Consider the following 23,606-nt stretch of genomic DNA (forward strand, 5'->3'; position numbering starts at 1 on the left):
ATCTCGTTTCTCAGGTTCGGGATACTTCGTTCCCTCAGGATGACAGCAGAAAATAACAGAACAAAGTAGAGAACTTAACAGCCCTGCCCCTTGGGGTGGTTGGAGGGGCCAATCAATACTTCAAAGAACTACAAGCTAACAGCTAAAGGCTAATAGCTTACTATTACATAGATAAACTATTTCAAAAAAATTAAATTTCGAGGGTTTACCCTAAAAAGGAATTATATTTGCACCCAAATTAAAATCTATGAAAAAAGATATACTTTGGAAAGTGAACCGTTTCGACGAGTTTACGATAAACGAATTATATGATATATTACATTTGCGGTGCAAGATATTCGTCGTGGAGCAAGATGCCCCTTACCTCGATCTGGACTATAAAGACCAGAAAGCTCTGCATTTGCACGGCTACGTCGATAATAAGCTGGCTGCCTATTGCCGTATATTCAAAGCAGGTGATTATTTTGACGAAGCCAGTATCGGACGTGTAATTGTAGCAGAGGAATACAGAAAATACGGTTATGGAAATGACCTGATGAAAAAAGCTATCGAATTGGAAGAGTCTGTATTCGGTGAGACAAGAATTACAATATCCGGGCAATTATATCTGAAAAAGTTCTATGAAAGCCTTGGTTTCAGGCAAACGAGTGAGATGTATCTCGAAGATGGCATACCGCATATAGAAATGAAGAAAGAATAAAATCCTTGCGAAAAATATTGGAATTTAAGATTTTATCCCTAAATTTGCAGCCCGAAAACAGAAAGGAGGTTTAATGATCTTTTGAACAGAACATAATTAGTTTATAGTCAGATACTGCTTGCAGAGCAGTGTTCAGAAGATTATTATACAAAAACCGCCTATTATAAAAACGAATGAGGAAAGCATGCCTCACTAATTAAATTGCATTAAACAAAACAAAAAATAAATAAAAAATAAAACGACAATTATGATCATTGTTCCATTAAAAGAAGGCGAAAACATTGAAAAAGCCTTGAAGAAATTTAAAAGAAAATACGAAAAAACAGGTGTAGTAAAAGAACTTAGAAGACGTCAGGAGTTCCGTAAGCCATCAGTGGTGAAAAGAGAACAAAGATTGCACGCCGTATACGTTCAGGCGATGCACCGTTCGGAAGAATAAAATACTATTGTCTTTTTCGCATAAAATTATTAACTTCGTCATTCAGGATTGAAATTCGGATAGATGATGTTACTAATCGACAAATATAGCAGATATCTCCGTTATGAAAAGAACTTCTCTTTACATACGGAGATTTCTTATTCTACAGACCTTCATCAGTTTGCCGGATTCCTGCAAGAACATTTCCCGGACGTAGATCTAAAAAGCGTAGACAGCGACATAGTCCGCATGTGGATTGTATCGCTTATGGAGGCAAAGATTGCTGCGCGGTCAGTAAACCGTAAGTTGAGTACGCTTAAATCGTTCTACAAATATTTGTTGCGGATAGGTGAAGTTCCGGCAAACCCGGTAAAGAAAATTACAGGGCCCAAAACACCAAAACCCATTCCTTCGTTTGTGAACAATGGAGATATGGAGAAAGTGTTGGAAGAATCAAACTTCGACAACACATTCGAATCTCTCCGCAACCATATGATGATCGAACTGTTTTATGTTACGGGGATTCGCCGGGCGGAGCTGATCGGACTAAAGGATACCGATGTGGATTTTAGCGCCGAAACAATACAAGTGACAGGAAAGCGAAATAAACAACGCCTTATCCCGTTCAGCGACGGAATGAAGGCAATGCTCGGACAATATCTGAAAGCAAGGAACGAAGAAATAGGGAACTTATCCGGATATTTATTTGTTAAGAATGATGGGGAGCAACTCTACCCAATGCTTGTACACAGAATTGTGACGGAGAATCTGAAGCAGATACCGACTCTTTCAAAATCGAGTCCCCACGTCCTCCGTCATTCATTTGCAACAAGCATGCTAAACAATGGTGCGGATATAAATGCGGTAAAAGAATTATTGGGACATTCAAGCCTTGCGGCTACAGAAATATACACACACACTTCGTTCGAAGAATTAAAGAAGATTTATAACAAGGCTCATCCAAGGGCCTAAAAGTAAAGGAGGAAACATTATGAATATTGCAATTCAGTCAGTGCACTTTGATGCAAGCACTCAATTAAAAGAGTTTATAGAAAAGAAATTGTCTAAACTGGATAAATTTTCTGACCTGATTGTAGACGCCGAAGTAATACTTAAAGTAGTAAAACCGGAAGTTGCGAATAACAAAGAAGCATCAGTAAAACTAAATATCAAAAGCGGAGAACTCTTTGCAAATAAGACTGCCGATTCGTTCGAAGAGGCTGTTATGCAAAACATAGAAGCCCTCGAAAAACAGATACTCAAAGTCAAGGAGAAAACGCAAGCCAAATAATAACAAACATTTATGCATCCGCTTTCTATTCAACGGATAGAGGAATATGTACCAAAAGAAAGAACTCCGGAAAAATAAATACATAAAGTATTGTTATTCTAAAAAATAATTTCTAATTTTGTCGCCGTTTCGCTATTAAAAGTCGTAATGGCGGCAAAATTTGTTGTTATGCCTCTTTAGCTCAGCTGGCCAGAGCACGTGATTTGTAATCTCGGGGTCGTTGGTTCGAATCCGACAAGAGGCTCAAGGTATAGAAAAAAGAAGTTATTGTAAACTTGAAATAGCTTAAAAGTTTATAGACAAAGCTTCCCGATTCTCTTCAATATAAGATCAACACCTTAATATATAAGGTAGATTGAAGAGAAAATTCTTTACTGTTTATGCCAATGTAGCTCAGTGGTAGAGCACTTCCTTGGTAAGGAAGAGGTCACGGGTTCAAGTCCCGTCATGGGCTCTGATTTATTTTAGTGAATTTATTCAAATAGAATTAAATATATACATTTAACTAAATAATAGAAGATTAATTATGGCAAAAGAACATTTTAACCGGGCGAAACCGCACGTAAATATCGGTACAATCGGTCACGTTGACCACGGTAAAACTACTTTGACTGCTGCTATCACTAAAGTATTGGCTGACAAAGGTCTTTCTCAAGCTCGTTCATTCGATTCAATCGATAACGCTCCTGAAGAAAAAGAACGTGGTATTACTATCAACACTTCACACGTTGAATATGAAACAGCTAACCGTCACTACGCTCACGTTGACTGTCCTGGACACGCCGACTACGTAAAGAACATGGTTACTGGTGCTGCTCAGATGGACGGTGCTATCATCGTAGTTGCTGCTACTGATGGTCCGATGCCTCAAACTCGCGAACACATCCTTCTTGCACGTCAGGTAAACGTACCAAGACTGGTTGTTTTCATGAACAAATGCGATATCGTTGAAGACGAAGAAATGCTAGAACTAGTTGAACTTGAAATGAGAGAACTTCTTTCATTCTATGAGTTCGACGGCGACAATACTCCGGTTATCCGCGGATCTGCTCTAGGTGCACTTAACGGTGTTGAGCCTTGGGTTAGCCAGGTAATGGAACTGATGAACGCTGTGGATACTTGGATTCCACTTCCTCCACGCGACGTTGATAAACCATTCTTGATGCCGGTTGAAGACGTGTTCTCTATCACAGGTCGTGGTACAGTAGCAACAGGTCGTATCGAAACTGGTAAAATCAAAACCGGTGAAGAAGTTCAGATCATCGGACTTGGTGCTGAAAATAAAAAATCAGTTGTTACAGGAGTAGAAATGTTCCGTAAGATTCTTGACGACGGACAAGCCGGAGATAACGTAGGTCTATTGCTTCGTGGTATCGACAAAGACGAAATCAAACGTGGTATGGTAATTTGCCACCCGGGTAAAATTACCCCTCACACTAACTTCAAAGCTGAGGTTTATATCCTTAAGAAAGAAGAAGGTGGACGTCACACTCCATTCCACAACAAATATCGTCCTCAGTTCTATCTGCGTACTCTTGACGTTACTGGTGAAATCACTCTTCCTGAAGGAACAGACATGGTTATGCCTGGTGACAACGTGACTATCAACGTAGAACTTATCTACCCGGTTGCTTGTAACGTAGGTCTTCGTTTCGCTATCCGCGAAGGAGGTCGTACAGTAGGTGCTGGTCAGATTACTGAAATTACTGCATAAGAAATTTCAACATAATAATAGAGTCGGTTTGCGATATAACCGACTTTAATTTACGGGCGTAGTTCAGTGGTAGAGCGTTGGTCTCCAAAACCAAATGTCGGGAGTTCGAATCTCTCCGCCCGTGCTAAAAAACTCAAGAAGAGTAATGAAAAAAATAATTAATTACATTAAAGATTCTTATAACGAGCTTGTATACAAGGTTTCTTGGCCTACTCGTGCAGAACTGACCAACAGTGCGGTGATTGTCATGATTGCTTCCATTATAATGGCATTGATCGTTTGGGGTATTGATTCTGCATTTGAGTCAATTGTCAAGTTTTTCTATAGTCTTTAATCCTTATCAAAAGCTATGACTGAAATCGAAAAAAAATGGTACGTTCTGCGTGCTGTTAGTGGAAAAGAAAATAAAGTCAAAGAGTATCTTGAAGCTGAGATAAAGAAATCAGACTTAGGAAAGTATATCTCTCAAGTTCTTATCCCTACAGAGAAGACCTATATCATGCGTAACGGAAAGAAGGTTCTGAAAGAAAGAGCTTATCTTCCCGGCTACATATTGATAGAAGCCGCCCTTATTGGGGAAGTTATCCATGAACTGCGTAACATAAATTACGTGGCCGGTTTTTTACCGAATACAACCAACCCTCAGCCATTGAGTCAGTCTGAAGTAAACAGGATACTGGGTACTATGGACGAACTGGATGAACAGGAAGTAGGCATGGATGTTCAATACATTGTCGGAGAAAATGTAAAAGTGACCAATGGTCCTTTCTCAGGATTTTCGGGAATCATTGAAGAAGTGAACACTGAGAAAAAGAAACTGAAAGTAATGGTAAAGATATTCGGACGGAAAACTCCACTCGAATTGAATTACATGCAAGTCGAAAAAGAGCAGTAAGATTGGTTACGCAACTCTGTATGCTTTAATCTTAAGTTTTAACAAAACTAAAAATTAGAAACAAAAATGGCTAAAGAAATTGCTGGACAATTAAAATTACAAATTAAAGGCGGTGCAGCAAATCCATCTCCTCCTGTAGGACCTGCTTTAGGTTCTAAAGGTATTAACATCATGGATTTCTGTAAGCAATTTAATGCCAGAACTCAAGACAAGGCAGGTAAAATATTACCAGTGGTAATTACTTACTATGTTGATAAGTCTTTTGATTTTGTTGTAAAACAACCACCGGTGGCAATCCAATTGTTGGAAGCCTCTAAGCTGAAAAGCGGATCGGCAGAACCTAATCGTAAGAAAGTGGCTGAAGTTACCTGGGATCAGGTAAAAGCTATTGCTGAAGATAAGATGGTCGACCTTAACTGTTTTACAATCGAATCAGCCATGAGAATGGTTGCTGGTACAGCAAGAAGTATGGGTATTACTGTAAAAGGGGCTTTCCCTGATGTTCAATAATTAAACTTCAATTGAGAAATGGGTAAACTTACTAAAAATCAAAAGTTAGCTTTCAGCAAGATTGAAGCAGGGAAACTATATACATTAACCGAAGCGTCAGCTCTTGTAAAAGAGGTTACGACAACTAAATTCGACGCTTCTGTCGATTTGGATGTACGCCTAGGTGTAGACCCACGTAAAGCTAACCAGATGGTGAGAGGCGTAGTGTCTCTTCCTCATGGAACAGGAAAACAAGTTAGAGTTTTGGTATTATGTTCTCCGGATGCTGAGGCTGCTGCTAAAGAAGCAGGTGCCGACTATGTTGGATTGGACGAGTATATCGAAAAAATAAAGGGTGGTTGGACTGATATTGATGTTATCATCACTCAGCCCGCTATCATGGGTAAAGTTGGTGCTCTGGGACGTGTTCTGGGACCTCGTGGTCTGATGCCTAACCCTAAGAGCGGAACTGTGACTGTAGATGTTGCAAAAGCTGTAACAGAGGTTAAATCGGGTAAGATCGACTTCAAGGTGGATAAAGCTGGTATCATCCATGCTTCTATCGGAAAAGTATCTTTTACTCCTGAGCAAATCAAAGATAACGCAAAAGAATTTATTGCTACGCTTATCAAATTGAAACCAACTGCAGCAAAAGGAACTTATGTGAAGAGTGTTTGTCTTTCAAGTACTATGAGCCCGGGTGTAAAAATAGACCCTAAATCAGTAGAAAATTAATCAAAAATTGACTGAAAATTATGAGAAAGGAAGATAAAAGCACTATCATAGAAACTATAGCAGCAACAATCAAAGGATACGATCATTTCTACCTTACCGACATTGCTACTCTTAATTCTGCTAAAACAAGCGATTTGAGAAGAGAATGTGCTAAGCAGGAGATCAAACTGATGGTTGTTAAGAACACTTTGTTGCAGAAAGCTCTGGAAAGCCTGGAAGGCGACTACTCGGAGTTGAATGCTTCATTGAAGGGAAACACTGCTATCATGTTTTCTAATTCGGCTAATGCTCCGGCTAAGCTGATTGCTAAATACAAAAAAGAAGGTATCCCTTCGCTTAAAGCAGCATATGTTCAGGAAAGTTTCTATGTGGGTTCGGAAAATCTGGGTGCACTGGAAAATATCAAGAGCAAAAACGAGCTTATCGGCGATGTTATTGCAGCCCTTCAATCCCCTGCCAAGAATGTTATTTCTGCCCTTCAATCGGGAGGAAACACTATTCATGGCGTCTTAGAAACACTATCTAAGAGATAATATTAAACAAAAGAATAATAAACAATTTTAATTTATACAAAAATGGCAGATATCAAAGCTATTGCAGAACAACTAGTAAATTTGACAGTAAAAGAAGTAAGCGAATTAGCTGAAATTCTAAAAACTGAATATGGTATTGAACCGGCCGCTGCTGCTGTTGCAGTTGCTGCAGGACCAGCTGCTGCTGCTGAAGTAGTAGAAGAAAAAACATCTTTCGATGTAATCTTGAAATCAGCAGGTGCTAACAAGCTACAAGTTGTTAAAGCTGTAAAAGAACTTACAGGACTTGGTTTGAAAGAGGCTAAAGATCTAGTAGATGGTGCTCCTGGTGAACTTAAAAAAGGAGTTACTAAAGATGAAGCTGACGCATTGAAAAAACAATTAGAAGAAGCTGGAGCCGAAGTTGAACTTAAGTAAAGATAAGTCCTGAGAAAGGATATTTGGTTAGGAACCTTCCTCGAAGAAGGTTCTTAACCTTTTTGCGTCAAAAGTAATAAGTTCAATAAAATAGGTTATCCATGTCTTCAACAACAAATCAAAGAGTCAATTTCGCTTCAATCAAAAATCCGCTTCCTTACCCGGATTTTCTTGAAGTACAGTTAAAGTCATTCCGCGACTTTCTGCAACTTGATACCCCTCCTGAAAGAAGGAAAAACGAAGGCCTATACAAAGTTTTTGCTGAAAACTTTCCTATAGCCGATACACGAAACAACTTTGTATTAGAGTTTTTGGACTACTTCATCGACCCTCCGCGCTATACCATTGATGAGTGTATAGACAGAGGATTGACATATAGTGTTCCTTTGAAAGCAAAGCTAAAACTTTATTGTACAGACCCTGACCACGAAGATTTTGATACAGTTATCCAGGATGTATATCTGGGACTGATTCCATATATGACTGAGAAAGGTACCTTTGTCATCAACGGAGCAGAACGTGTCGTAGTGTCCCAGTTGCACCGTTCACCCGGTGTGTTCTTCGGACAAACGATGCACGCCAATGGTACAAAGCTTTATTCAGCCCGTATAATTCCGTTCAAAGGTTCTTGGATCGAATTTGCTACCGACATCAATAATGTCATGTATGCATACATCGACCGTAAGAAAAAATTACCGGTAACTACATTGCTTCGCGCTATCGGGTTCGAAAGTGACAGGGACATCCTTGAAATTTTCGATCTGGCCGAAGAAGTAAAAGTTACAAAACAAAATATCAAGAAGGTACTCGGCCGTAAGCTTGCAGCCAGAATACTGAGAACATGGATGGAAGACTTCGTGGATGAAGATACCGGCGAGGTCACTTCAATCGAACGTAATGAAGTTATTCTGGAGCGCGAAACAGTTCTGGATAAAGATCATCTTGATCTGATTATAGATTCGAACATTGCTTCTATTTTATTGCATAAGGATACACAAAATATTTCAGATTTTGCCATTATCTACAATACATTGCAAAAAGACCCGAGTAACTCGGAAATAGATGCAGTCCGTCATATATACAGACAGCTCCGTAGCGCTGAGCCGGCTGATGATACCAGTGCACGCGAGGTTATCAACAACTTGTTCTTCTCCGAGAAACGCTACGACTTAGGTGAAGTGGGCCGTTACAGGCTGAACAAGAAATTGGGCTTGACAACAAGTACTGATATTCGCGTATTAACGAAAGAAGATATTATTGAAATAATCAAGTTCCTTATCGAGCTGATTAATTCAAAAGCTATCGTTGACGATATCGACCACTTGAGCAACCGTCGTGTCCGTACAGTTGGCGAGCAACTTTTCAACCAGTTTGGAGTTGGGCTTAACCGTATGGCACGTATCATTCGTGAAAGAATGAATGTACGCGACAATGAAGTGTTTACGCCGATCGACCTGATTAACGCGAAAACAATCTCATCTGTAGTAAATACATTCTTCGGAACAAATGCACTGTCTCAATTCATGGATCAAACCAATCCATTGGCCGAGATTACTCACAAACGCCGTATGTCGGCTCTGGGACCGGGTGGTCTTTCACGTGAAAGAGCTGGTTTCGAGGTGCGTGACGTTCACTATACTCACTACGGACGCCTTTGTCCTATCGAGACTCCGGAAGGTCCGAATATCGGTTTGATTTCTTCCCTTTGCGTATATGCTAAGATTAACGATCTTGGATTTATCGAAACTCCATATCGTAAAGTAGCGGACAGCAAAGTAGACTTGTCTTCTAACGGTATTGTTTATCTTGCCGCTGAAGAGGAGGAAGATAAGCTTATAGCACAGGGTAATGCTCCGTTGAATGACGATGGAACATTTATCCTTAAACGTGTAAAAGCTCGTCAGGATGCCGATTATCCGGTTATTGCCCCGGAAGAGGTGGAATTGATGGATGTATCGCCGACACAAATCGCTTCTATTGCTGCTTCATTGATTCCGTTCCTAGAACATGACGACGCCAACCGCGCACTGATGGGATCGAACATGATGCGCCAGGCTGTACCACTTATGCGTACCGAAGCCCCTATCGTGGGAACTGGTATAGAAGGACAGCTTATCCGCGACTCGCGTACACAGATTGTGGCAGAGGGTGCGGGAGAAGTAGTATATGTGGATGCAAGTACCATCAAAATTAAATATGACCGTACTGCTGACGAAGATTTTGTAAACTTCGACGATGCCGTAAAAACATATAATATACCTAAATTCAGGAAAACAAACCAGAATACAACAATTGACCTTCGTCCTATTTGCCGTAAGGGGGACAGGGTTGTTCTGGGGCAAATCCTGACAGAAGGATATTCAACCGAACAGGGTGAACTGGCTATCGGTAAGAACCTGAAAGTGGCATTCATGCCATGGAAGGGATATAATTTCGAGGATGCTATCGTACTTAACGAGCGTATCGTCCGCGAAGATATATTTACTTCTGTACACGTAGAGGAATTCGTACTCGAAGTACGTGATACCAAACGTGGAGTAGAAGAGCTGACTTCCGATATTCCTAATGTAAGCGAAGAGGCAACAAAAGACCTGGACGAAAGAGGTATTATCCGTATCGGTGCCCGTGTAAGTCCGGGAGATATCCTGATAGGTAAGATCACTCCGAAAGGAGAATCCGATCCTTCACCTGAAGAGAAACTACTCCGCGCCATCTTTGGTGATAAAGCCGGTGATGTAAAAGACGCTTCATTGAAAGCCTCTCCATCTCTGAAAGGAGTTGTTGTAGGTACAAACCTATTCTCCAAGGCATCAAAGAAAGGTAAAACAAAACTTTCGAGCAAGGCCCTGCTTCCTAAGCTGGATGAAGAATATGAAGAAAAAATAGCGAAAGTGAAATCTGTACTGGTTGACAAGCTATTGATCTTAACAGATGGTAAAACATCTCAGGGAGTAAAAGATTATCTTAATGTAGATATCATTGCCAAGGGTTCCAAATTTACGAAGAGTGCGCTGGACAATATCGATTATGAATCAATACAGGTGAGCAACTGGACAGCAGATGAGCACAAAAATGAATTAATAAAAGATGTAATCGTAAACTTCCTGCGTAAATACAAAGAACTGGATGCTGAGTTGAAACGTAAACGTTTCGACCTGACTATCGGGGATGAACTTCCTTCCGGTATTGTTCAGATTGCAAAAGTTTATGTGGCTAAGAAACGTAAAGTTCAGGTAGGTGATAAGATGGCAGGACGCCACGGTAACAAAGGTATCGTGTCGCGTATCGTTCGTCAGGAAGATATGCCTTTCTTACCGGACGGAACACCGGTTGATATTGTCTTGAATCCGCTGGGGGTGCCTTCACGTATGAACCTTGGTCAGATATTCGAAACAGTATTGGGTTGGGCCGGAAAAGAGCTTGGTGTGAAATTCGCCACTCCTATTTTCGACGGAGCAAGCCTCGACGATATGAATTCATGGACAGACAAAGCCGGAGTTCCACGTTATGGTAAAGTTCGCTTATTTGATGGCGGTACAGGAGACCAGTTCGACCAGCATGCAACAGTAGGTATTATCTATATGCTTAAACTGGGGCACATGGTTGAAGACAAGATGCACGCCCGTTCTATCGGACCTTACTCTCTTATTACGCAACAGCCTCTTGGAGGTAAAGCTCAATTCGGGGGTCAACGTTTCGGAGAAATGGAGGTTTGGGCACTTGAAGCATTCGGTGCGGCTTATATCCTGAGAGAAATCCTGACTATCAAGTCCGATGACGTTGTCGGCCGTTCCAAAGCTTATGAAGCTATTGTGAAAGGTGAGCCGATGCCACAACCGGGAATACCTGAATCCCTGAACGTATTGTTACATGAAATGCGTGGTCTGGGATTAAGCGTATCGCTTGATTAAACAATATTAGCCGTTAGCTTTTGGCTTATAGCCTTTAGCTAACGGATTCTAAATACTCTAACAAACAGCTATTGGCTAATAGCTAGTAGCTAACAGCTTTTAAAGGAAAAAAGTAATATGGCTTTTAGAAAAGAAAATAAAGTAAAGAGTAGCTTTTCAAAAATAACCGTAAGCCTTGCCTCTCCCGAAGAAATTCTGGAAGCATCGAGCGGGGAAGTTTTGAAACCCGAAACTATCAATTACCGTACATACAAACCGGAACGTGACGGGCTTTTCTGCGAACGCATATTCGGTCCTGTAAAGGATTACGAATGTCATTGCGGTAAATACAAAAGAATCCGTTATAAAGGTATCGTCTGCGACCGTTGCGGTGTTGAAGTAACAGAAAAGAAAGTTCGCCGCGAACGCACAGGTCACATCCACCTTGTAGTTCCGGTAGCTCATATCTGGTATTTCCGTTCTCTGCCTAACAAGATGGGCTATCTGTTGGGTATCCCTACTAAAAAACTGGACTCAATCATTTACTACGAACGTTATGTAGTGATTCAATCCGGAATCGCGGTAGAAGAAGGAGTAGCAGAAAAAGACCTTCTTACAGAAGATGAATACCTGAACATACTGGATAAACTTCCTAAAGAAAATCAACTGTTGGACGATACCGATCCTAACAAGTTTATTGCTAAAATGGGAGCAGAGGCCGTTTACGATTTGTTGTCGCGTATCAATCTTGATTCGTTGGCAAACAATCTGCGCCACAAAGCCAGTACAGATACATCTCAGCAACGTAAGAACGAAGCGTTGAAACAACTTCAGGTTGTAGAAGCATTCCGCGGATCGAAAGGTAAGAATAAACCGGAATGGATGATTGTTAAGATTGTTCCTGTTATTCCGCCGGAACTTCGTCCGCTTGTTCCGTTAGATGGTGGCCGTTTTGCCACATCCGACCTGAATGACCTGTATCGTCGTGTTATTATCCGTAACAACCGCCTGAAAAGGCTTATCGATATCAAAGCACCGGAAGTAATCCTGCGTAATGAGAAACGTATGCTTCAGGAAGCTGTAGATTCATTGTTCGATAACTCACGTAAGTCGAGCGCGGTTAAGACAGATGCCAACCGCCCGTTGAAATCGCTTTCCGATAGTTTGAAAGGTAAACAGGGACGTTTCCGTCAGAACTTGTTGGGTAAACGTGTTGACTATTCGGCCCGTTCGGTAATTGTCGTTGGTCCTGAATTGAAGATGCACGAGTGTGGTATTCCTCAGGATATGGCGGCCGAACTATACAAACCGTTTATTATCCGTAAACTGATCGAGCGCGGCATCGTTAAGACAGTAAAATCTGCAAAGAAAATAGTAGACCGCAAGGAGCCTGTTGTTTGGGACATCCTCGAACACGTAATGAAAGGACATCCTGTGTTGCTCAACCGTGCCCCTACTCTTCACCGTTTAGGTATTCAGGCATTCCAGCCGAAGATGATCGGAGGTAAAGCAATCCAGTTGCACCCACTATCGTGTACGGCGTTCAATGCCGACTTTGATGGTGACCAGATGGCTGTTCACTTACCATTGGGTAATGAAGCTATCCTTGAAGCGCAGATGTTGATGCTTGCATCTCACAATATCCTTAACCCTGCGAATGGCGCACCTATTACTGTACCATCTCAGGACATGGTTCTCGGATTATATTATATCACTAAGATACGCAAGGGCGCTAAAGGCGAAGGCCTTATATTCTACGGTCCGGAAGAAGCGATCATCGCTTATAATGAAGGAAAAGTAGATATTCACGCCCTCATCAAAGTATATGTAGACGATCTGGATGAAAATGGAAACGTTGCGAAACTGATGCGCGAGACTACTGTCGGCCGTGTTCTTGTTAATGAGAAAACTCCGGTAGAAGTAGGTTTCATCAATGAAGTACTTTCTAAGAAATCACTTCGTGATATCATCGGTAATGTAATCAAAATAGCCGGAGTTGCTAAAACAGCCCAGTTCCTCGACGATATAAAAGACTTAGGATATACAATGGCATTCCGTGGAGGTTTGTCGTTTAATCTTGAGGATGTAATCATACCGGAAGAAAAAGATGAACTGGTACTTCAGGGTTATGACGAGGTTGAGCAGATAATGAATAACTACAACATGGGATTCATTACCTACAACGAACGTTACAACCAGATTATCGACACATGGACTCACGTCAACTCCAGATTGTCAAACATCCTGATGAAACAATTATCGGAAGACAATCAGGGTTTCAACTCCGTATATATGATGTTAGATTCAGGAGCCCGTGGTTCGAAAGAACAGATCCGTCAGTTATCAGGTATGCGTGGATTGATGGCCAAACCTCAGAAGAGTGGAGCTGAAGGAGCTCAGATTATTGAAAATCCGATCCTTTCCAACTTTAAAGAAGGTCTGTCGGTGTTAGAGTACTTTATCTCTACCCACGGTGCGCGTAAAGGTCTTGCGGATACAGCTTTGAAAACAGCCGACGCGGGATATCTGACCCGTCGTCTGGTGGACGTTTCTCAAGATGTGATTATCAATGAAGAAGACTGTGGAACACTCCGCGGACTTGTTTGTACAGAGTTGAAAAACAACGAAGAAGTTGTCGCATCCCTTTACGAACGTATCTTGGGACGCGTATCTGTTCACGATATACAACATCCTTTGACTGGCGACCTGATTGTTAAATCAGGTGAAGAGATCAAAGAAGATGCTGCTATCAAAATTCAAAACTCTCCGATCGAAAGTGTTGAAATCCGTTCGGTACTTACTTGTGAATCTAAAAAAGGCGTTTGTGGAAAATGTTACGGACGTAACCTTGCCACAGGACGTATGGTTCAGCGGGGTGAGGCTGTCGGTGTTATCGCTGCACAATCTATCGGTGAGCCGGGTACACAGTTGACACTTCGTACGTTCCACGTTGGGGGTATCGCATCTAATATCGCTACCGAAAACAGCATTGTTGCTAAATATGACGGTGTACTGGAAATTGACGATCTGCGTATCGTAGAAGCAGTAGACGAAAGCGGTAAAAAAACACAAATTGTTGTCAGCCGTCTGGTTGAGCTTCGATTGGTTGATCCGAATACTAAAATCGTCCTTCTTACCCACAATATACCTTATGGTTCTAAACTTTACTTTAAAGATGGAGCCAAGGTGAAAAAAGACGACCTTATCTGCGAATGGGATCCGTTCAACGCGGTTATCATTTCCGAAGCCACAGGACGTATCAAGTTTGAAAATGTTATTGAAAATGTGACATACAAAGTTGAGTCGGACGAACAAACAGGCTTGAAAGAAAAGATCATCGTTGAATCACGTGATAAAACTAAAGCGCCTGAGGCTCATATTCTTGACGAGAAAGGGAATATGATGAAGATGTACAGTTTACCGTTAGGTGCTCACATTGTAAAAGATGATAATGACACTATTAAAGCCGGTGATGTACTTGTTAAGATTCCTCGCGCCGTAGGTAAAGCGGGTGATATCACGGGAGGTTTGCCTCGTGTAACAGAATTATTCGAGGCCCGTAACCCTTCCAACCCGGCTGTTGTATCTGAAATCGACGGAGAAATCTCATTCGGTAAGATCAAACGTGGTAACAGGGAGGTTATAGTTACTTCCAAACTTGGAGAAGTGAAGAAATATCTTGTTCCTCTTTCGAAACAAATCCTGGTACAGGAAAATGACTTTGTAAGAGCAGGTATGCCACTGTCGGACGGAGCAACCACTCCATCGGATATCCTGGCTATTATGGGACCAACCGCTGTTCAGGAATACATTGTAAACGAGGTACAGGATGTATATCGTCTGCAAGGTGTGAAGATCAACGATAAACACTTCGAAGTAATCGTACGTCAAATGATGCGCAAGGTAGAAGTGATCGATCCGGGTGATACCCGTTTCCTTGAACAACAGGTGATCGACAAATACGAAGTGATGGAAGAAAATGACAGGATCTGGGGTAAGAAAGTCGTACTGGATGCCGGAGATTCCGCTACATTCGAACCTGGACAGATTGTAACAGCACGTAAACTGAGGGATGAGAACTCTATGCTCAAACGTAGAGACCTTCGTCCGGTAGAAGTGCGTGATGCAATTCCGGCTACAGCTAACCAGATACTTCAGGGTATTACGCGTGCCGCTCTTCAAACTCAAAGCTTTATGTCGGCTGCTTCGTTCCAGGAAACGACAAAAGTACTGAACGATGCTGCTATCAACGCGAAAGTAGACAGGCTGGAAGGTTTGAAAGAGAATGTAATCTGCGGACACTTACTTCCTGCAGGTACAGGTCAGCGTGAGTTCGATAAGCTTGTCGTTGGTACTAAAGAAGACTTTGACAGGATTGCTGCCACAAGGAAAACTGTAGTAGACTTTGACGCCGTAGAATAATTAATTATTCTTTTATATAGTTAGAAGGAGGGGTGATGTAATGTCACTCCTCTTTTTTTGTTATCCATGCTTGAGTAAAACCTAAAAGAAAGTCAAAACGACATAGAATTATATACAATAAAATAATAACGACATATTTTGACTGTAAAATAGTCAAAATTGTTAAATATTTCACTTTTTTATAAATTTTTGTACATAATTGAAAAATTGTTGTACATTTGTCGACTATAAAAATACAATATATCATTATGGATGCTTATTTGCTATTTTAGAATCATTTTGAGATATTTTTAAGTGTTATTATTTCATAATGAGAATAATATGGCATATATAAAATCATATTGGAATAATTGAGTGTGTAGTACTAATCTAAAAAGAGTGTGTGTATATGAAAAAAAGGTTGTTATTGATTCTATCCTGCTTATTTTTAAGTATCGGATACATTGCGGCACAAACAACAAAGATCACGGGAACTGTTGTTGATGATCTGGGAGAACCCGCCATAGGCGTATCTGTGGTAGTAAAAGGTACTACTATAGGTACCGTGACTGATGTTGACGGAACGTTCTCTATTAATCTTCCCGAAGGAAAATCAACATTAGTATTCTCCTTTATAGGGATGAAAACAAAAGAAGAAGCTGCAAAAGAAGGAATGAAAGTGGTATTGGAACAAAATGCCCAAATAATGAATGAAGTTGTGGTTACAGCAATGGGGATAACAAAAGAAAAGAAAGCTCTTGGATATGCCGTTGCAGATCTTGGTGGAGATGAATTGATTAAATCCCGTGGAGGAGTATCTAATCCGATTAATGCTTTAGTGGGAAAAGTAGCAGGCTTACAAATTACAGGTTCATCGGGTAATATGGGAGGTTCTTCAAAAGTATTATTACGCGGAGTAAAATCATTAACAGGAAATAATCAGCCATTATTCGTTGTAGACGGGGTACCTATTGCAGGTCAGGATTTTAATTCAACCGATACTCAACGTGGAGCTGGAGGATACGACTATGGTAACCTTATTCAGGATTTAAATCCTGATGACATTGAGAATATATCTGTACTAAAAGGGCCCAATGCCTCAGCCTTATATGGTTCACGTGCTTCAAATGGCGTAATCATGATAACAACTAAGAAAGGCGAAATAAACAAAGGATTAGGTATCAGTGTCAATTCTGCCGTTGGATTTGAGGTAGTAAGTAAATTACCTAAAATGCAAAAAGAATATGGGGGAGGGTCTGCCTTAACTAGACAGACAATAAATGGAAAAGAATTCCTGATATTAGACTATGATTTTGATGAAAGTTGGGGACCTAAATATGATCCTAGTACCCAATATCTCTCATGGTACGATATAGCGAAATGGGAAGCCGGGGGAAAGGTTGGTGATCCTACGACTTCGGCATGGGTAGCTCCAGAACATGATATAGAAGATTTTTTTGAAACAGGAGTATCATTCACTAATAATATCTCACTATCTCAAGCGACTGATAAATCAAGTATACGTGTATCATATACTAATATGACACTGAATGGCTATATGCCAAACAGCAGCCTACAAAAGAATAGTTTCAATATTGCAGGAAGTATAACAGGTAATAAGATCTATGAATTATTCACAAATGTTACTTATCTGAATCAAGCGGCAAAAGGCCGTTCTGAAACGGGATATGGGGACAATAATGTGATGCAGAAATTTATTCAGTGGGGACAACGTCAATTGGATATGAAACAACTGAAAGAGATGTATATGTATCCGGATGGGAAACAGGCAGGATGGAACCGCTCAGCATGGGATGACCCTACTATGACCTATTCAAATAACCCATATTGGTCAAGATATAAGAATTATCAAAACGACAGCCGTGATCGCTTGTATGGAAATGTTGGTATTAAATTTACAATACTTCCTCAATTGAAAGCTCAATATAAACTTAATCTGGATTATTATAGTGATAAACAATATACCAGAAATGCAGTATATTCTCAAGAGCAATCAAAATACGTAGAAATGGCTAGACAACAACATGAGTTAAATCATGAATTCATGGTTATGTATAACGGTCATTTCAATGAGGACTTTACATTGGATATCAATGCCGGTGGAAATATTATGTATAATCGCTATGAATATGTACAAGGAGAATCTGTTGGCGGACTAGTGCTTCCTGATTTCTATAATCTTAGTAATTCTGTAAGTCAGGCTAAAGCAATAAATAGATTACAAAAGAAATCAATCAACAGTTTATTTGCCAATGCCACTTTTGGTTACAAAGGTTTTGCATATTTAGATGCTACATTACGTAACGATTGGTCTTCAACTTTACCTAAAGGAAATAATTCATACTTGTATCCATCTGTTACCGGTAGCTTTCTTTTCTCGGAGTTACTTGATCTTTCATGGTTGGATTTAGGAAAAATAAGACTAGGTTGGGCTAAAGTAGGTAATGATACTGACCCTTATAATATTTATGATACATATACATTCTATGCTTCATTCAATGACAATCCTGCTTACATAACCTCTGTGGGCAAGAAAAATCCGAATCTGAAACCAGAATCAACTTATTCTACTGAGATTGGGATTGAAGGTGTACTCTTTGGCAACCGCCTGAGTTTTGATATGACATATTATAAATCTCGCACAGAAGATAATATTATTCCGCTATCTCTTTCCGGAGCGACAGGATATACATCATACATATTAAATGCTGCTACAATAGAGAATAAAGGAGCGGAGATAAGAATCACAGGAATTCCTGTACAGACTAAAGATTTTGAATGGGAAATTACAGGTACTTTTTCTGCCAATAAGAATAAAGTAACAGAGCTTCTGGGTGATACAGAAAACGGATATCTAAGATTGACAAATGCACCATTTAAAGTAGAGGTTGGAGCACGTGTAGGAGAAGAATATGGTGTAATTATGGGTACGGATTATGTATATGATAGTAACGGCAATAAAATTGTCAACGCCAACGGAACATATAAAGCTACTGATGGTAATGTACCTTTAGGCAGTGCTTACCCCAAAACCTTGTGGGGTATAACAAATAGTTTCCGATACAAAGACTTGACATTAAGTGTGCTATTTGACGCCCAATTTGGCGGAAAATATTTTTCTACATCTAATATGTGGGGAATTTATTCAGGTATGCTTGAGGAAACTGCCGGATCGAATGAATTAGGCAATCCTAAGCGTGATCCTGTTGCTAATGGAGGAGGTATATTACTCTCAGGTGTAAATGAAGATGGCACACCTAACACCACTCGTATTTCTGCAACCCGTTGGGCTTCGTCCATATATAGCGGCCCGGCTGCGCAAAATGTTTTCAAAAGTGATTACATCAAACTAAGAGAGATAACTATCGGATACAATATTCCTTTAAGATCTACTAAATATATCAAGAATCTTAAAGTCTCTGCTTATGGCCGCAATCTGGCTATGTTTGGATTGGACAATAAAAGCTTTGACCCTGAGATGGCTACAACAAGTTCCGGAAACATACAGGGCGTTGAAGGAGGAGCTTTGCCTTCTACCGCCAACTTTGGACTTAATGTAGGATTCCAGTTCTAACATCCGATAGTTTGAATAACAATTTAATTAAGAAATAAGATGAAAAAATCAGTAATAAAAGGTTTATTGTTAGGAGCTATTCTCATGTCGGTTACATCATGTAAAGATTTAGAAGAAATAAATATTGACCCTAATAACCCTACAGAAGTTTCGACCCCGGCCATATTGTTGGGAGCGGAGAAGAAAACAATGGATTACCTATATGATACTTGGTTTAGCGGTCGGCAAAGTCTGCTTTATGCTCAATATTGGGCACAACGGAATTACACAGAAGAAGATCGCTATCAGATACGGGAAAGCGTAAATAATAGTTATTTCAATCAGTTTTATGTAACAGCTGGAAATCTTGTTAAAATAGAGCAATTAAATACAGATGAAGCAACTAAAGCCACGATGTCTGCTTATGGAAACAATAATAATCAGATTGCTGTTGCAAAAATATTCAAAGTTTGGCTGATACAAACCATGGCCGATACATGGGGAGCAATACCCTATAGTGAATCTTTTAAATTAGATGAAGGTATATATTATCCAAAATATGATGATTTGAATACATTGTATAATTCCTTAATTTCGGAGTTGGACAATGCGATCTCATTAATTAATGTTAATGAAACAGCATTTACTACAGGAGATAATATATACAGTGGTGATGCTGCCAAATGGAAGAAATTCGGTAATTCACTAAAATGTCGTTTAGCTATTCGTATCTCAAAAGTTGATGGTAATTGGAAAAACTATATAGAAGAAGCTATTGCTTCAGGAGTATTTGATAGTAATGCAGACAATGCTTTGTTTACATATTCCACATCTGCTCCAAATCAATGCTATTTTTATAAAGGCTTTTTCGATGATGCCAGAAATGACTTTTCCGTGTCCAAGCCATTGGTCGATTTATTACAAGGACAGGCTGATGTGTTGAATGAAAAAAGCCACCCATGGCCAAATGTAGTCGATCCGCGTTTACAAATATATGCAAACAGTAACAGTGAAGGCAATTATATTGGTATTCCTTATGGTGTAGCTAGTGAAGATTTATCAAGAATTACCCCTGGTATATCACAAACTCCTGATTTTATGGCAGGAAGACCTTTAGTAGTACAAGCGAATTTTGCTGTACCGCTGATGACATATCCGGAAATTTGTTTCATCTTGTCAGAATATAAAGGCTTTGCTGTAGACGAATATAAAAAAGGAGTACAAGCTTCTCTGGAATATTGGAACAGCCAAAGTGCCCGCGTTATGAGTAGCGCACCAATAACCAATGATGCTATTACGGCTTATGTAAATGCTGTAAGTAATACTGTAAATGCTGAAACATTAGCAACACAAAAGTACATACATTTGTATATGAACGGAACAGAAGCTTGGGCGGAATATCGCCGTACCGGATACCCTAACTGTTTGTTAAAACCGGGAGAGAAATCTACAGTTGCAAATATCATTGATGATAAAGGAAATGTTACAGGTACTGAAATCTTAATTTTCGAAGCTTTGTCCGATACCAAAGGAGATCTTCCTGCGCGTGTAAAATATCCGACAAACGAAAGTACGCTGAACTCTAAAGGATTTAACGATGCCGTAGCTAAACTTAGCGATGGGACAAATAACTATTACAGCAAGATGTTTTGGGATGTAAGAACAACTGCAACCCCTCATCCAGCAAACAAATAAAAAAAACATCCTAAAAATTGTAAAGCCCGGAGTTCTTATTGCCCCGGGCTTTATACTAAAAGGGGGAATTATGTCCGTTATCCCTCAACTTCAAAAGAACGGGCATCATACAAACACTATAATGCAGTGATGTATCAATCTTGGAAGAGACTGACAGCTTATCTCAAGCCAGTCTCTTTCCTTTTTTATTTTCTTTTTATCCAGCATTTATGCTCTATATTTAAATGCCTTTAGATATAATCCGCTTTTCGGAAGCAAGCATCCTTGCCATTCCTACTGACTCCATCAATCAGACGGAAGCTGTATTTTTAGAATCGGTTATACCGTATACTTCATCCACTCCGGAGATTGTGAAAGCATAATTGATAAGCGAGGTCAAAACATCCTTTGCAAAACCCCAGGTTTGAGATTCGGGTGAAATCGTGTATCTCTTTATTCATGTTTGAATTCCAGATCTCTCAAGATATCTCTTTCATTTCCCGAAGCATTTATAACCGTATAGGCAAAGTATTCGCGTCGCAGCGGATATCCATTTCTCAATCCTTTAAAAGTATCGGGAGAAGCCTTTAACGAGGCGAAATCATCTAATGGATTATAAGTATCCAGTATTGCTTCATAAATCCGATTCTCACTTTTAGAGTATCGGTTCATATCTATTACAGGACTTACAGGTACTGGCTCTTTAACCAACGAAACAGGTTGTTTATCCAATCCGTAAAAATCGGCAATCGACTCCAGCGACATACGCGTCGCGTTCGCTTTGCCGTCGGCAGAATAACCTGCTATATGGGGGGTGGCTATATCTACCAGATCGAGATATTCCAGATCGATCCGGGGTTCGTTTTCCCAACAGTCTATAATGGCACCCGATATCTTATTCTCCTTTATTGCATCCTTTATGGCTGAAGTATCTATTATCCCTCCACGTGCCGAATTGATTATTACAGGCTTCCTTCTCAATAGGGAGAAGAATTCCTTATCTGCCAGATGATAAGTTTTATATTTACCTTCTTTTATCAGAGGTGTATGGAACGTAATTATATCCGCCTCATTCATTATGGTTTGCAGGCTGACAAAATCGCTGTTTTTTTCCTGATCCTGCCTTGGAGGGTCATTCAGCAGAACTTTCATCCCTAATATTTCACAGGCTTTTGCGACCTTCTTCCCTACATTACCCACTCCGACAATGCCTATTGTTTTATCTCTTAAGTCAAAACCTTTTTTCCGGGCAATTGTAATAAGGGAAGACACCACATACTGCATCACTGAACCGGAATTACACCCGGGAGCATTTTTCCATATAATACCATGCGCATCACAATACGCTGTATCTATATGGTCATAACCGATAGTAGCGGAGCAAATCAGCTTTACATTACTATCTTTCAATATGCTTTCGCCAAAATGGGTCACTGTACGGACAATCAATGTGTCTGCATCTTTTATCGTATCTTGTGTAAACGCAGATCCATCAAGATAAGTTACATCTCCAAAATGCTCAACGATTCCTTTCAGATACGGTATATTTTTATCAGCTATGATTTTCATTTGTTAATTTATGAAACATATTTTCTATCGAGTCTATTTCCGCTATTTCGTGGTCTGCAATTAATTTCCCTTTATCCAATAAGATAAATTTGGAACAGATATCTTTTACTTCATGCAGAATATGTGTCGAAAATAGCACCACCTTATTTATAGATAAATTTATAAGCAGATTATTCAGACTTTCGCGTTGATTAGGATCTAGTCCGTTGGTTGCCTCGTCCAGAATCAGGAATAAAGGGTCGTTAACCAAAGCCTGCGCAATTCCTACCCGTTGCCTGTTCCCTTTCGACAAGTCTTTTATTTTCTTCTTGTACTCCTTTTGCAGGCCTGTTTGTTCTATCACTTCCGAAATGCGCTCTTTACCTGCATCGTATATTCCGGCCACATAACTGAGGTATTCCTTTACATACATATCCTCATATAAAGGGTTATCTTCGGAAAGATAGCCTGTTTGCCGCTTTATTTCCAGGGCATTCTCAAAAAGGTCTTTCCCGGAAAATCTTATCTGCCCGCTATCCGGCCGGATGATTCCGGACAGAATTTTCATCAGGGTAGACTTCCCGGCTCCGTTAACACCCAGCAGTCCGATAATTTCCCCTTTATTCATAGAGAAACTGATATCCGACAATGCTGGCTGATCGCCATAACTCTTCGATATATGTTCTATTTGTATCAAATACTTCTGTTTTAATAATTAAGGGTATAAAAATAACAAATCTCCCTGACATTAATCAGGGAGATCCGCTTTATTAGTATTTTAAATCTATTATGATCTTGATCTCAGTTCTTTATCAAGTGTATAGATACCGAATCCGTTATCTTTGATCATTTTCAGAGCATCGATATATCCCTGTGCTGTAGATTCTTCTTCTACCTGCTCGTTTACAAACCATTGCAGCATGCTTTCTGTGGCATAGTCCTTTTCTTCCCGGGCTATAGTAACCAGATTGTTAATCATGGCGGTTACTTTCTGCTCATGTACCAGAGTATCTTCAAAGGCTGCCAACGGAGATTGCCATGACTGAGCAACTTTTGCTATTGGTTTTAAGTCCACTTTACCACCTCTTTCAATCACATAATTGAAGAGTTTCATTGCATGCTCCTGCTCTTCGTCAAACTGGTTTTTGAACCAATGGGCGAAACCGGGCTTACCATCTGCTGCAAAATGGGCAGACATAGATAGATAAAGGTAAGCAGACCAGAATTCTGCATTTATTTGCGCATTTAATGCGGCTTCTAATTTTTTACTTAACATAATAATGATATTTTTGATGATAGTTATTGTTCTGAACAATTTAGATACAAT

The 23,606-nt window shown here is 40.0% G+C and carries 19 protein-coding genes and 3 tRNA genes; 19 read left to right on the forward strand and 3 right to left on the reverse strand.

Annotated features, from left to right (window positions below):
- The first annotated feature begins 247 nt into the window (after positions 1-247).
- The 19 genes from B3317_RS00005 (at position 248) to B3317_RS00095 (ending at position 21,114) form a co-directional block, all read left to right on the forward strand.
- Positions 248-700: a GNAT family N-acetyltransferase gene (locus B3317_RS00005; RefSeq protein ID WP_291107033.1), complete on the forward strand. Its 453-nt coding sequence runs from the start codon at positions 248-250 to the stop codon at positions 698-700.
- Between the two features lie 247 nt (positions 701-947).
- The gene (gene rpsU, locus B3317_RS00010; RefSeq protein WP_006800211.1) at positions 948-1,139 is read left to right on the forward strand and encodes a 30S ribosomal protein S21; all 192 of its coding nucleotides are present in this window, start codon (positions 948-950) and stop codon (positions 1,137-1,139) included.
- Positions 1,140-1,202: 63 nt separating this feature from the next.
- Positions 1,203-2,090 carry a tyrosine-type recombinase/integrase gene (locus B3317_RS00015; protein ID WP_291107040.1) on the forward strand — a complete coding sequence of 296 codons (888 nt, stop codon included), beginning with the start codon at positions 1,203-1,205 and terminating at the stop codon, positions 2,088-2,090.
- Between the two features lie 19 nt (positions 2,091-2,109).
- A complete protein-coding gene (gene hpf, locus B3317_RS00020; protein ID WP_291107043.1) occupies positions 2,110-2,409 on the forward strand; it encodes a ribosome hibernation-promoting factor, HPF/YfiA family in 300 nt (99 codons plus the stop codon).
- Between the two features lie 170 nt (positions 2,410-2,579).
- A tRNA-Thr gene (locus tag B3317_RS00025) sits at positions 2,580-2,653 on the forward strand.
- A gap of 138 nt (positions 2,654-2,791) precedes the next feature.
- Positions 2,792-2,863: transfer RNA gene (locus B3317_RS00030), tRNA-Thr, on the forward strand.
- A gap of 72 nt (positions 2,864-2,935) precedes the next feature.
- Complete coding sequence (tuf, locus tag B3317_RS00035) at positions 2,936-4,123, forward strand: elongation factor Tu (protein WP_291107046.1); 1,188 nt, start codon at positions 2,936-2,938, stop codon at positions 4,121-4,123.
- A 52-nt stretch (positions 4,124-4,175) separates the two neighbouring features.
- Positions 4,176-4,247: transfer RNA gene (locus tag B3317_RS00040), tRNA-Trp, on the forward strand.
- Positions 4,248-4,268: 21 nt separating this feature from the next.
- Positions 4,269-4,457 (forward strand): preprotein translocase subunit SecE, encoded by a 189-nt coding sequence (secE, locus tag B3317_RS00045; RefSeq protein WP_006800207.1) that lies wholly within the window; start codon positions 4,269-4,271, stop codon positions 4,455-4,457.
- Positions 4,458-4,472: 15 nt separating this feature from the next.
- Positions 4,473-5,018, forward strand: a complete 546-nt coding sequence (nusG, locus tag B3317_RS00050) for a transcription termination/antitermination protein NusG (protein WP_006800206.1) — start codon at positions 4,473-4,475, stop codon at positions 5,016-5,018.
- 66 nt (positions 5,019-5,084) lie between these two features.
- Positions 5,085-5,528, forward strand: coding sequence for a 50S ribosomal protein L11 (gene rplK, locus B3317_RS00055; protein WP_291107051.1), 444 nt, complete (start codon positions 5,085-5,087; stop codon positions 5,526-5,528).
- Between the two features lie 18 nt (positions 5,529-5,546).
- Positions 5,547-6,242, forward strand: coding sequence for a 50S ribosomal protein L1 (gene rplA / locus B3317_RS00060; protein WP_006800204.1), 696 nt, complete (start codon positions 5,547-5,549; stop codon positions 6,240-6,242).
- 20 nt (positions 6,243-6,262) lie between these two features.
- The gene (gene rplJ, locus B3317_RS00065; protein WP_291107053.1) at positions 6,263-6,775 is read left to right on the forward strand and encodes a 50S ribosomal protein L10; all 513 of its coding nucleotides are present in this window, start codon (positions 6,263-6,265) and stop codon (positions 6,773-6,775) included.
- A gap of 42 nt (positions 6,776-6,817) precedes the next feature.
- Positions 6,818-7,192: a 50S ribosomal protein L7/L12 gene (gene rplL, locus B3317_RS00070; RefSeq protein WP_006800202.1), complete on the forward strand. Its 375-nt coding sequence runs from the start codon at positions 6,818-6,820 to the stop codon at positions 7,190-7,192.
- A gap of 101 nt (positions 7,193-7,293) precedes the next feature.
- Entirely contained in the window at positions 7,294-11,103 is a 3,810-nt protein-coding gene (rpoB, locus tag B3317_RS00075; RefSeq protein ID WP_291107056.1) for a DNA-directed RNA polymerase subunit beta, read from the forward strand.
- 117 nt (positions 11,104-11,220) lie between these two features.
- Positions 11,221-15,504 carry a DNA-directed RNA polymerase subunit beta' gene (gene rpoC, locus B3317_RS00080; protein WP_291107059.1) on the forward strand — a complete coding sequence of 1,428 codons (4,284 nt, stop codon included), beginning with the start codon at positions 11,221-11,223 and terminating at the stop codon, positions 15,502-15,504.
- Between the two features lie 388 nt (positions 15,505-15,892).
- Positions 15,893-19,078, forward strand: a complete 3,186-nt coding sequence (locus B3317_RS00085) for a SusC/RagA family TonB-linked outer membrane protein (protein WP_291107062.1) — start codon at positions 15,893-15,895, stop codon at positions 19,076-19,078.
- 39 nt (positions 19,079-19,117) lie between these two features.
- On the forward strand, positions 19,118-20,752 hold the full coding sequence (locus B3317_RS00090) for a SusD/RagB family nutrient-binding outer membrane lipoprotein (protein ID WP_291107065.1): 1,635 nt from the start codon (positions 19,118-19,120) through the stop codon (positions 20,750-20,752).
- 224 nt (positions 20,753-20,976) lie between these two features.
- Positions 20,977-21,114, forward strand: coding sequence for a hypothetical protein (locus B3317_RS00095; protein WP_291107067.1), 138 nt, complete (start codon positions 20,977-20,979; stop codon positions 21,112-21,114).
- A gap of 70 nt (positions 21,115-21,184) precedes the next feature.
- Here B3317_RS00095 and pdxB read toward each other — a convergent pair whose 3' ends face one another.
- The 3 genes from pdxB to B3317_RS00110 all read right to left on the reverse strand — a co-directional run bounded on the left by pdxB (position 21,185) and on the right by B3317_RS00110 (position 23,555).
- Positions 21,185-22,300, reverse strand: a complete 1,116-nt coding sequence (gene pdxB, locus B3317_RS00100; RefSeq protein ID WP_291107070.1) for a 4-phosphoerythronate dehydrogenase PdxB — start codon at positions 22,298-22,300, stop codon at positions 21,185-21,187.
- Positions 22,284-22,976: an ABC transporter ATP-binding protein gene (locus B3317_RS00105; RefSeq protein WP_291107073.1), complete on the reverse strand. Its 693-nt coding sequence runs from the start codon at positions 22,974-22,976 to the stop codon at positions 22,284-22,286. Before B3317_RS00105 ends, pdxB begins: the two co-directional genes overlap by 17 nt.
- Before the next feature lie 90 nt (positions 22,977-23,066).
- A complete protein-coding gene (locus tag B3317_RS00110; protein ID WP_291107075.1) occupies positions 23,067-23,555 on the reverse strand; it encodes a ferritin in 489 nt (162 codons plus the stop codon).
- Positions 23,556-23,606 lie beyond the last annotated feature (51 nt).

The organism is Dysgonomonas sp. UBA7710 (assembly GCF_002482385.1).
In the GTDB taxonomy this organism is placed as follows: Bacteria; Bacteroidota; Bacteroidia; order Bacteroidales; family Dysgonomonadaceae; genus Dysgonomonas.

Excerpts from the sequence above, each read along its gene's own strand:
- B3317_RS00005 (WP_291107033.1), top strand. The coding sequence starts at position 248 with ATGAAAAAAGATATACTTTGGAAAGTGAACCGTTTCGACGAGTTTACG.
- rpsU (WP_006800211.1), top strand. The coding sequence starts at position 948 with ATGATCATTGTTCCATTAAAAGAAGGCGAAAACATTGAAAAAGCCTTG.
- B3317_RS00015 (WP_291107040.1), top strand. The coding sequence starts at position 1,203 with ATGATGTTACTAATCGACAAATATAGCAGATATCTCCGTTATGAAAAG.
- hpf (WP_291107043.1), top strand. The coding sequence starts at position 2,110 with ATGAATATTGCAATTCAGTCAGTGCACTTTGATGCAAGCACTCAATTA.
- tuf (WP_291107046.1), top strand. The coding sequence starts at position 2,936 with ATGGCAAAAGAACATTTTAACCGGGCGAAACCGCACGTAAATATCGGT.
- secE (WP_006800207.1), top strand. The coding sequence starts at position 4,269 with ATGAAAAAAATAATTAATTACATTAAAGATTCTTATAACGAGCTTGTA.
- nusG (WP_006800206.1), top strand. The coding sequence starts at position 4,473 with ATGACTGAAATCGAAAAAAAATGGTACGTTCTGCGTGCTGTTAGTGGA.
- rplK (WP_291107051.1), top strand. The coding sequence starts at position 5,085 with ATGGCTAAAGAAATTGCTGGACAATTAAAATTACAAATTAAAGGCGGT.
- rplA (WP_006800204.1), top strand. The coding sequence starts at position 5,547 with ATGGGTAAACTTACTAAAAATCAAAAGTTAGCTTTCAGCAAGATTGAA.
- rplJ (WP_291107053.1), top strand. The coding sequence starts at position 6,263 with ATGAGAAAGGAAGATAAAAGCACTATCATAGAAACTATAGCAGCAACA.
- rplL (WP_006800202.1), top strand. The coding sequence starts at position 6,818 with ATGGCAGATATCAAAGCTATTGCAGAACAACTAGTAAATTTGACAGTA.
- rpoB (WP_291107056.1), top strand. The coding sequence starts at position 7,294 with ATGTCTTCAACAACAAATCAAAGAGTCAATTTCGCTTCAATCAAAAAT.
- rpoC (WP_291107059.1), top strand. The coding sequence starts at position 11,221 with ATGGCTTTTAGAAAAGAAAATAAAGTAAAGAGTAGCTTTTCAAAAATA.
- B3317_RS00085 (WP_291107062.1), top strand. The coding sequence starts at position 15,893 with ATGAAAAAAAGGTTGTTATTGATTCTATCCTGCTTATTTTTAAGTATC.
- B3317_RS00090 (WP_291107065.1), top strand. The coding sequence starts at position 19,118 with ATGAAAAAATCAGTAATAAAAGGTTTATTGTTAGGAGCTATTCTCATG.
- B3317_RS00095 (WP_291107067.1), top strand. The coding sequence starts at position 20,977 with ATGCCTTTAGATATAATCCGCTTTTCGGAAGCAAGCATCCTTGCCATT.
- pdxB (WP_291107070.1), bottom strand. The coding sequence starts at position 22,300 with ATGAAAATCATAGCTGATAAAAATATACCGTATCTGAAAGGAATCGTT.
- B3317_RS00110 (WP_291107075.1), bottom strand. The coding sequence starts at position 23,555 with ATGTTAAGTAAAAAATTAGAAGCCGCATTAAATGCGCAAATAAATGCA.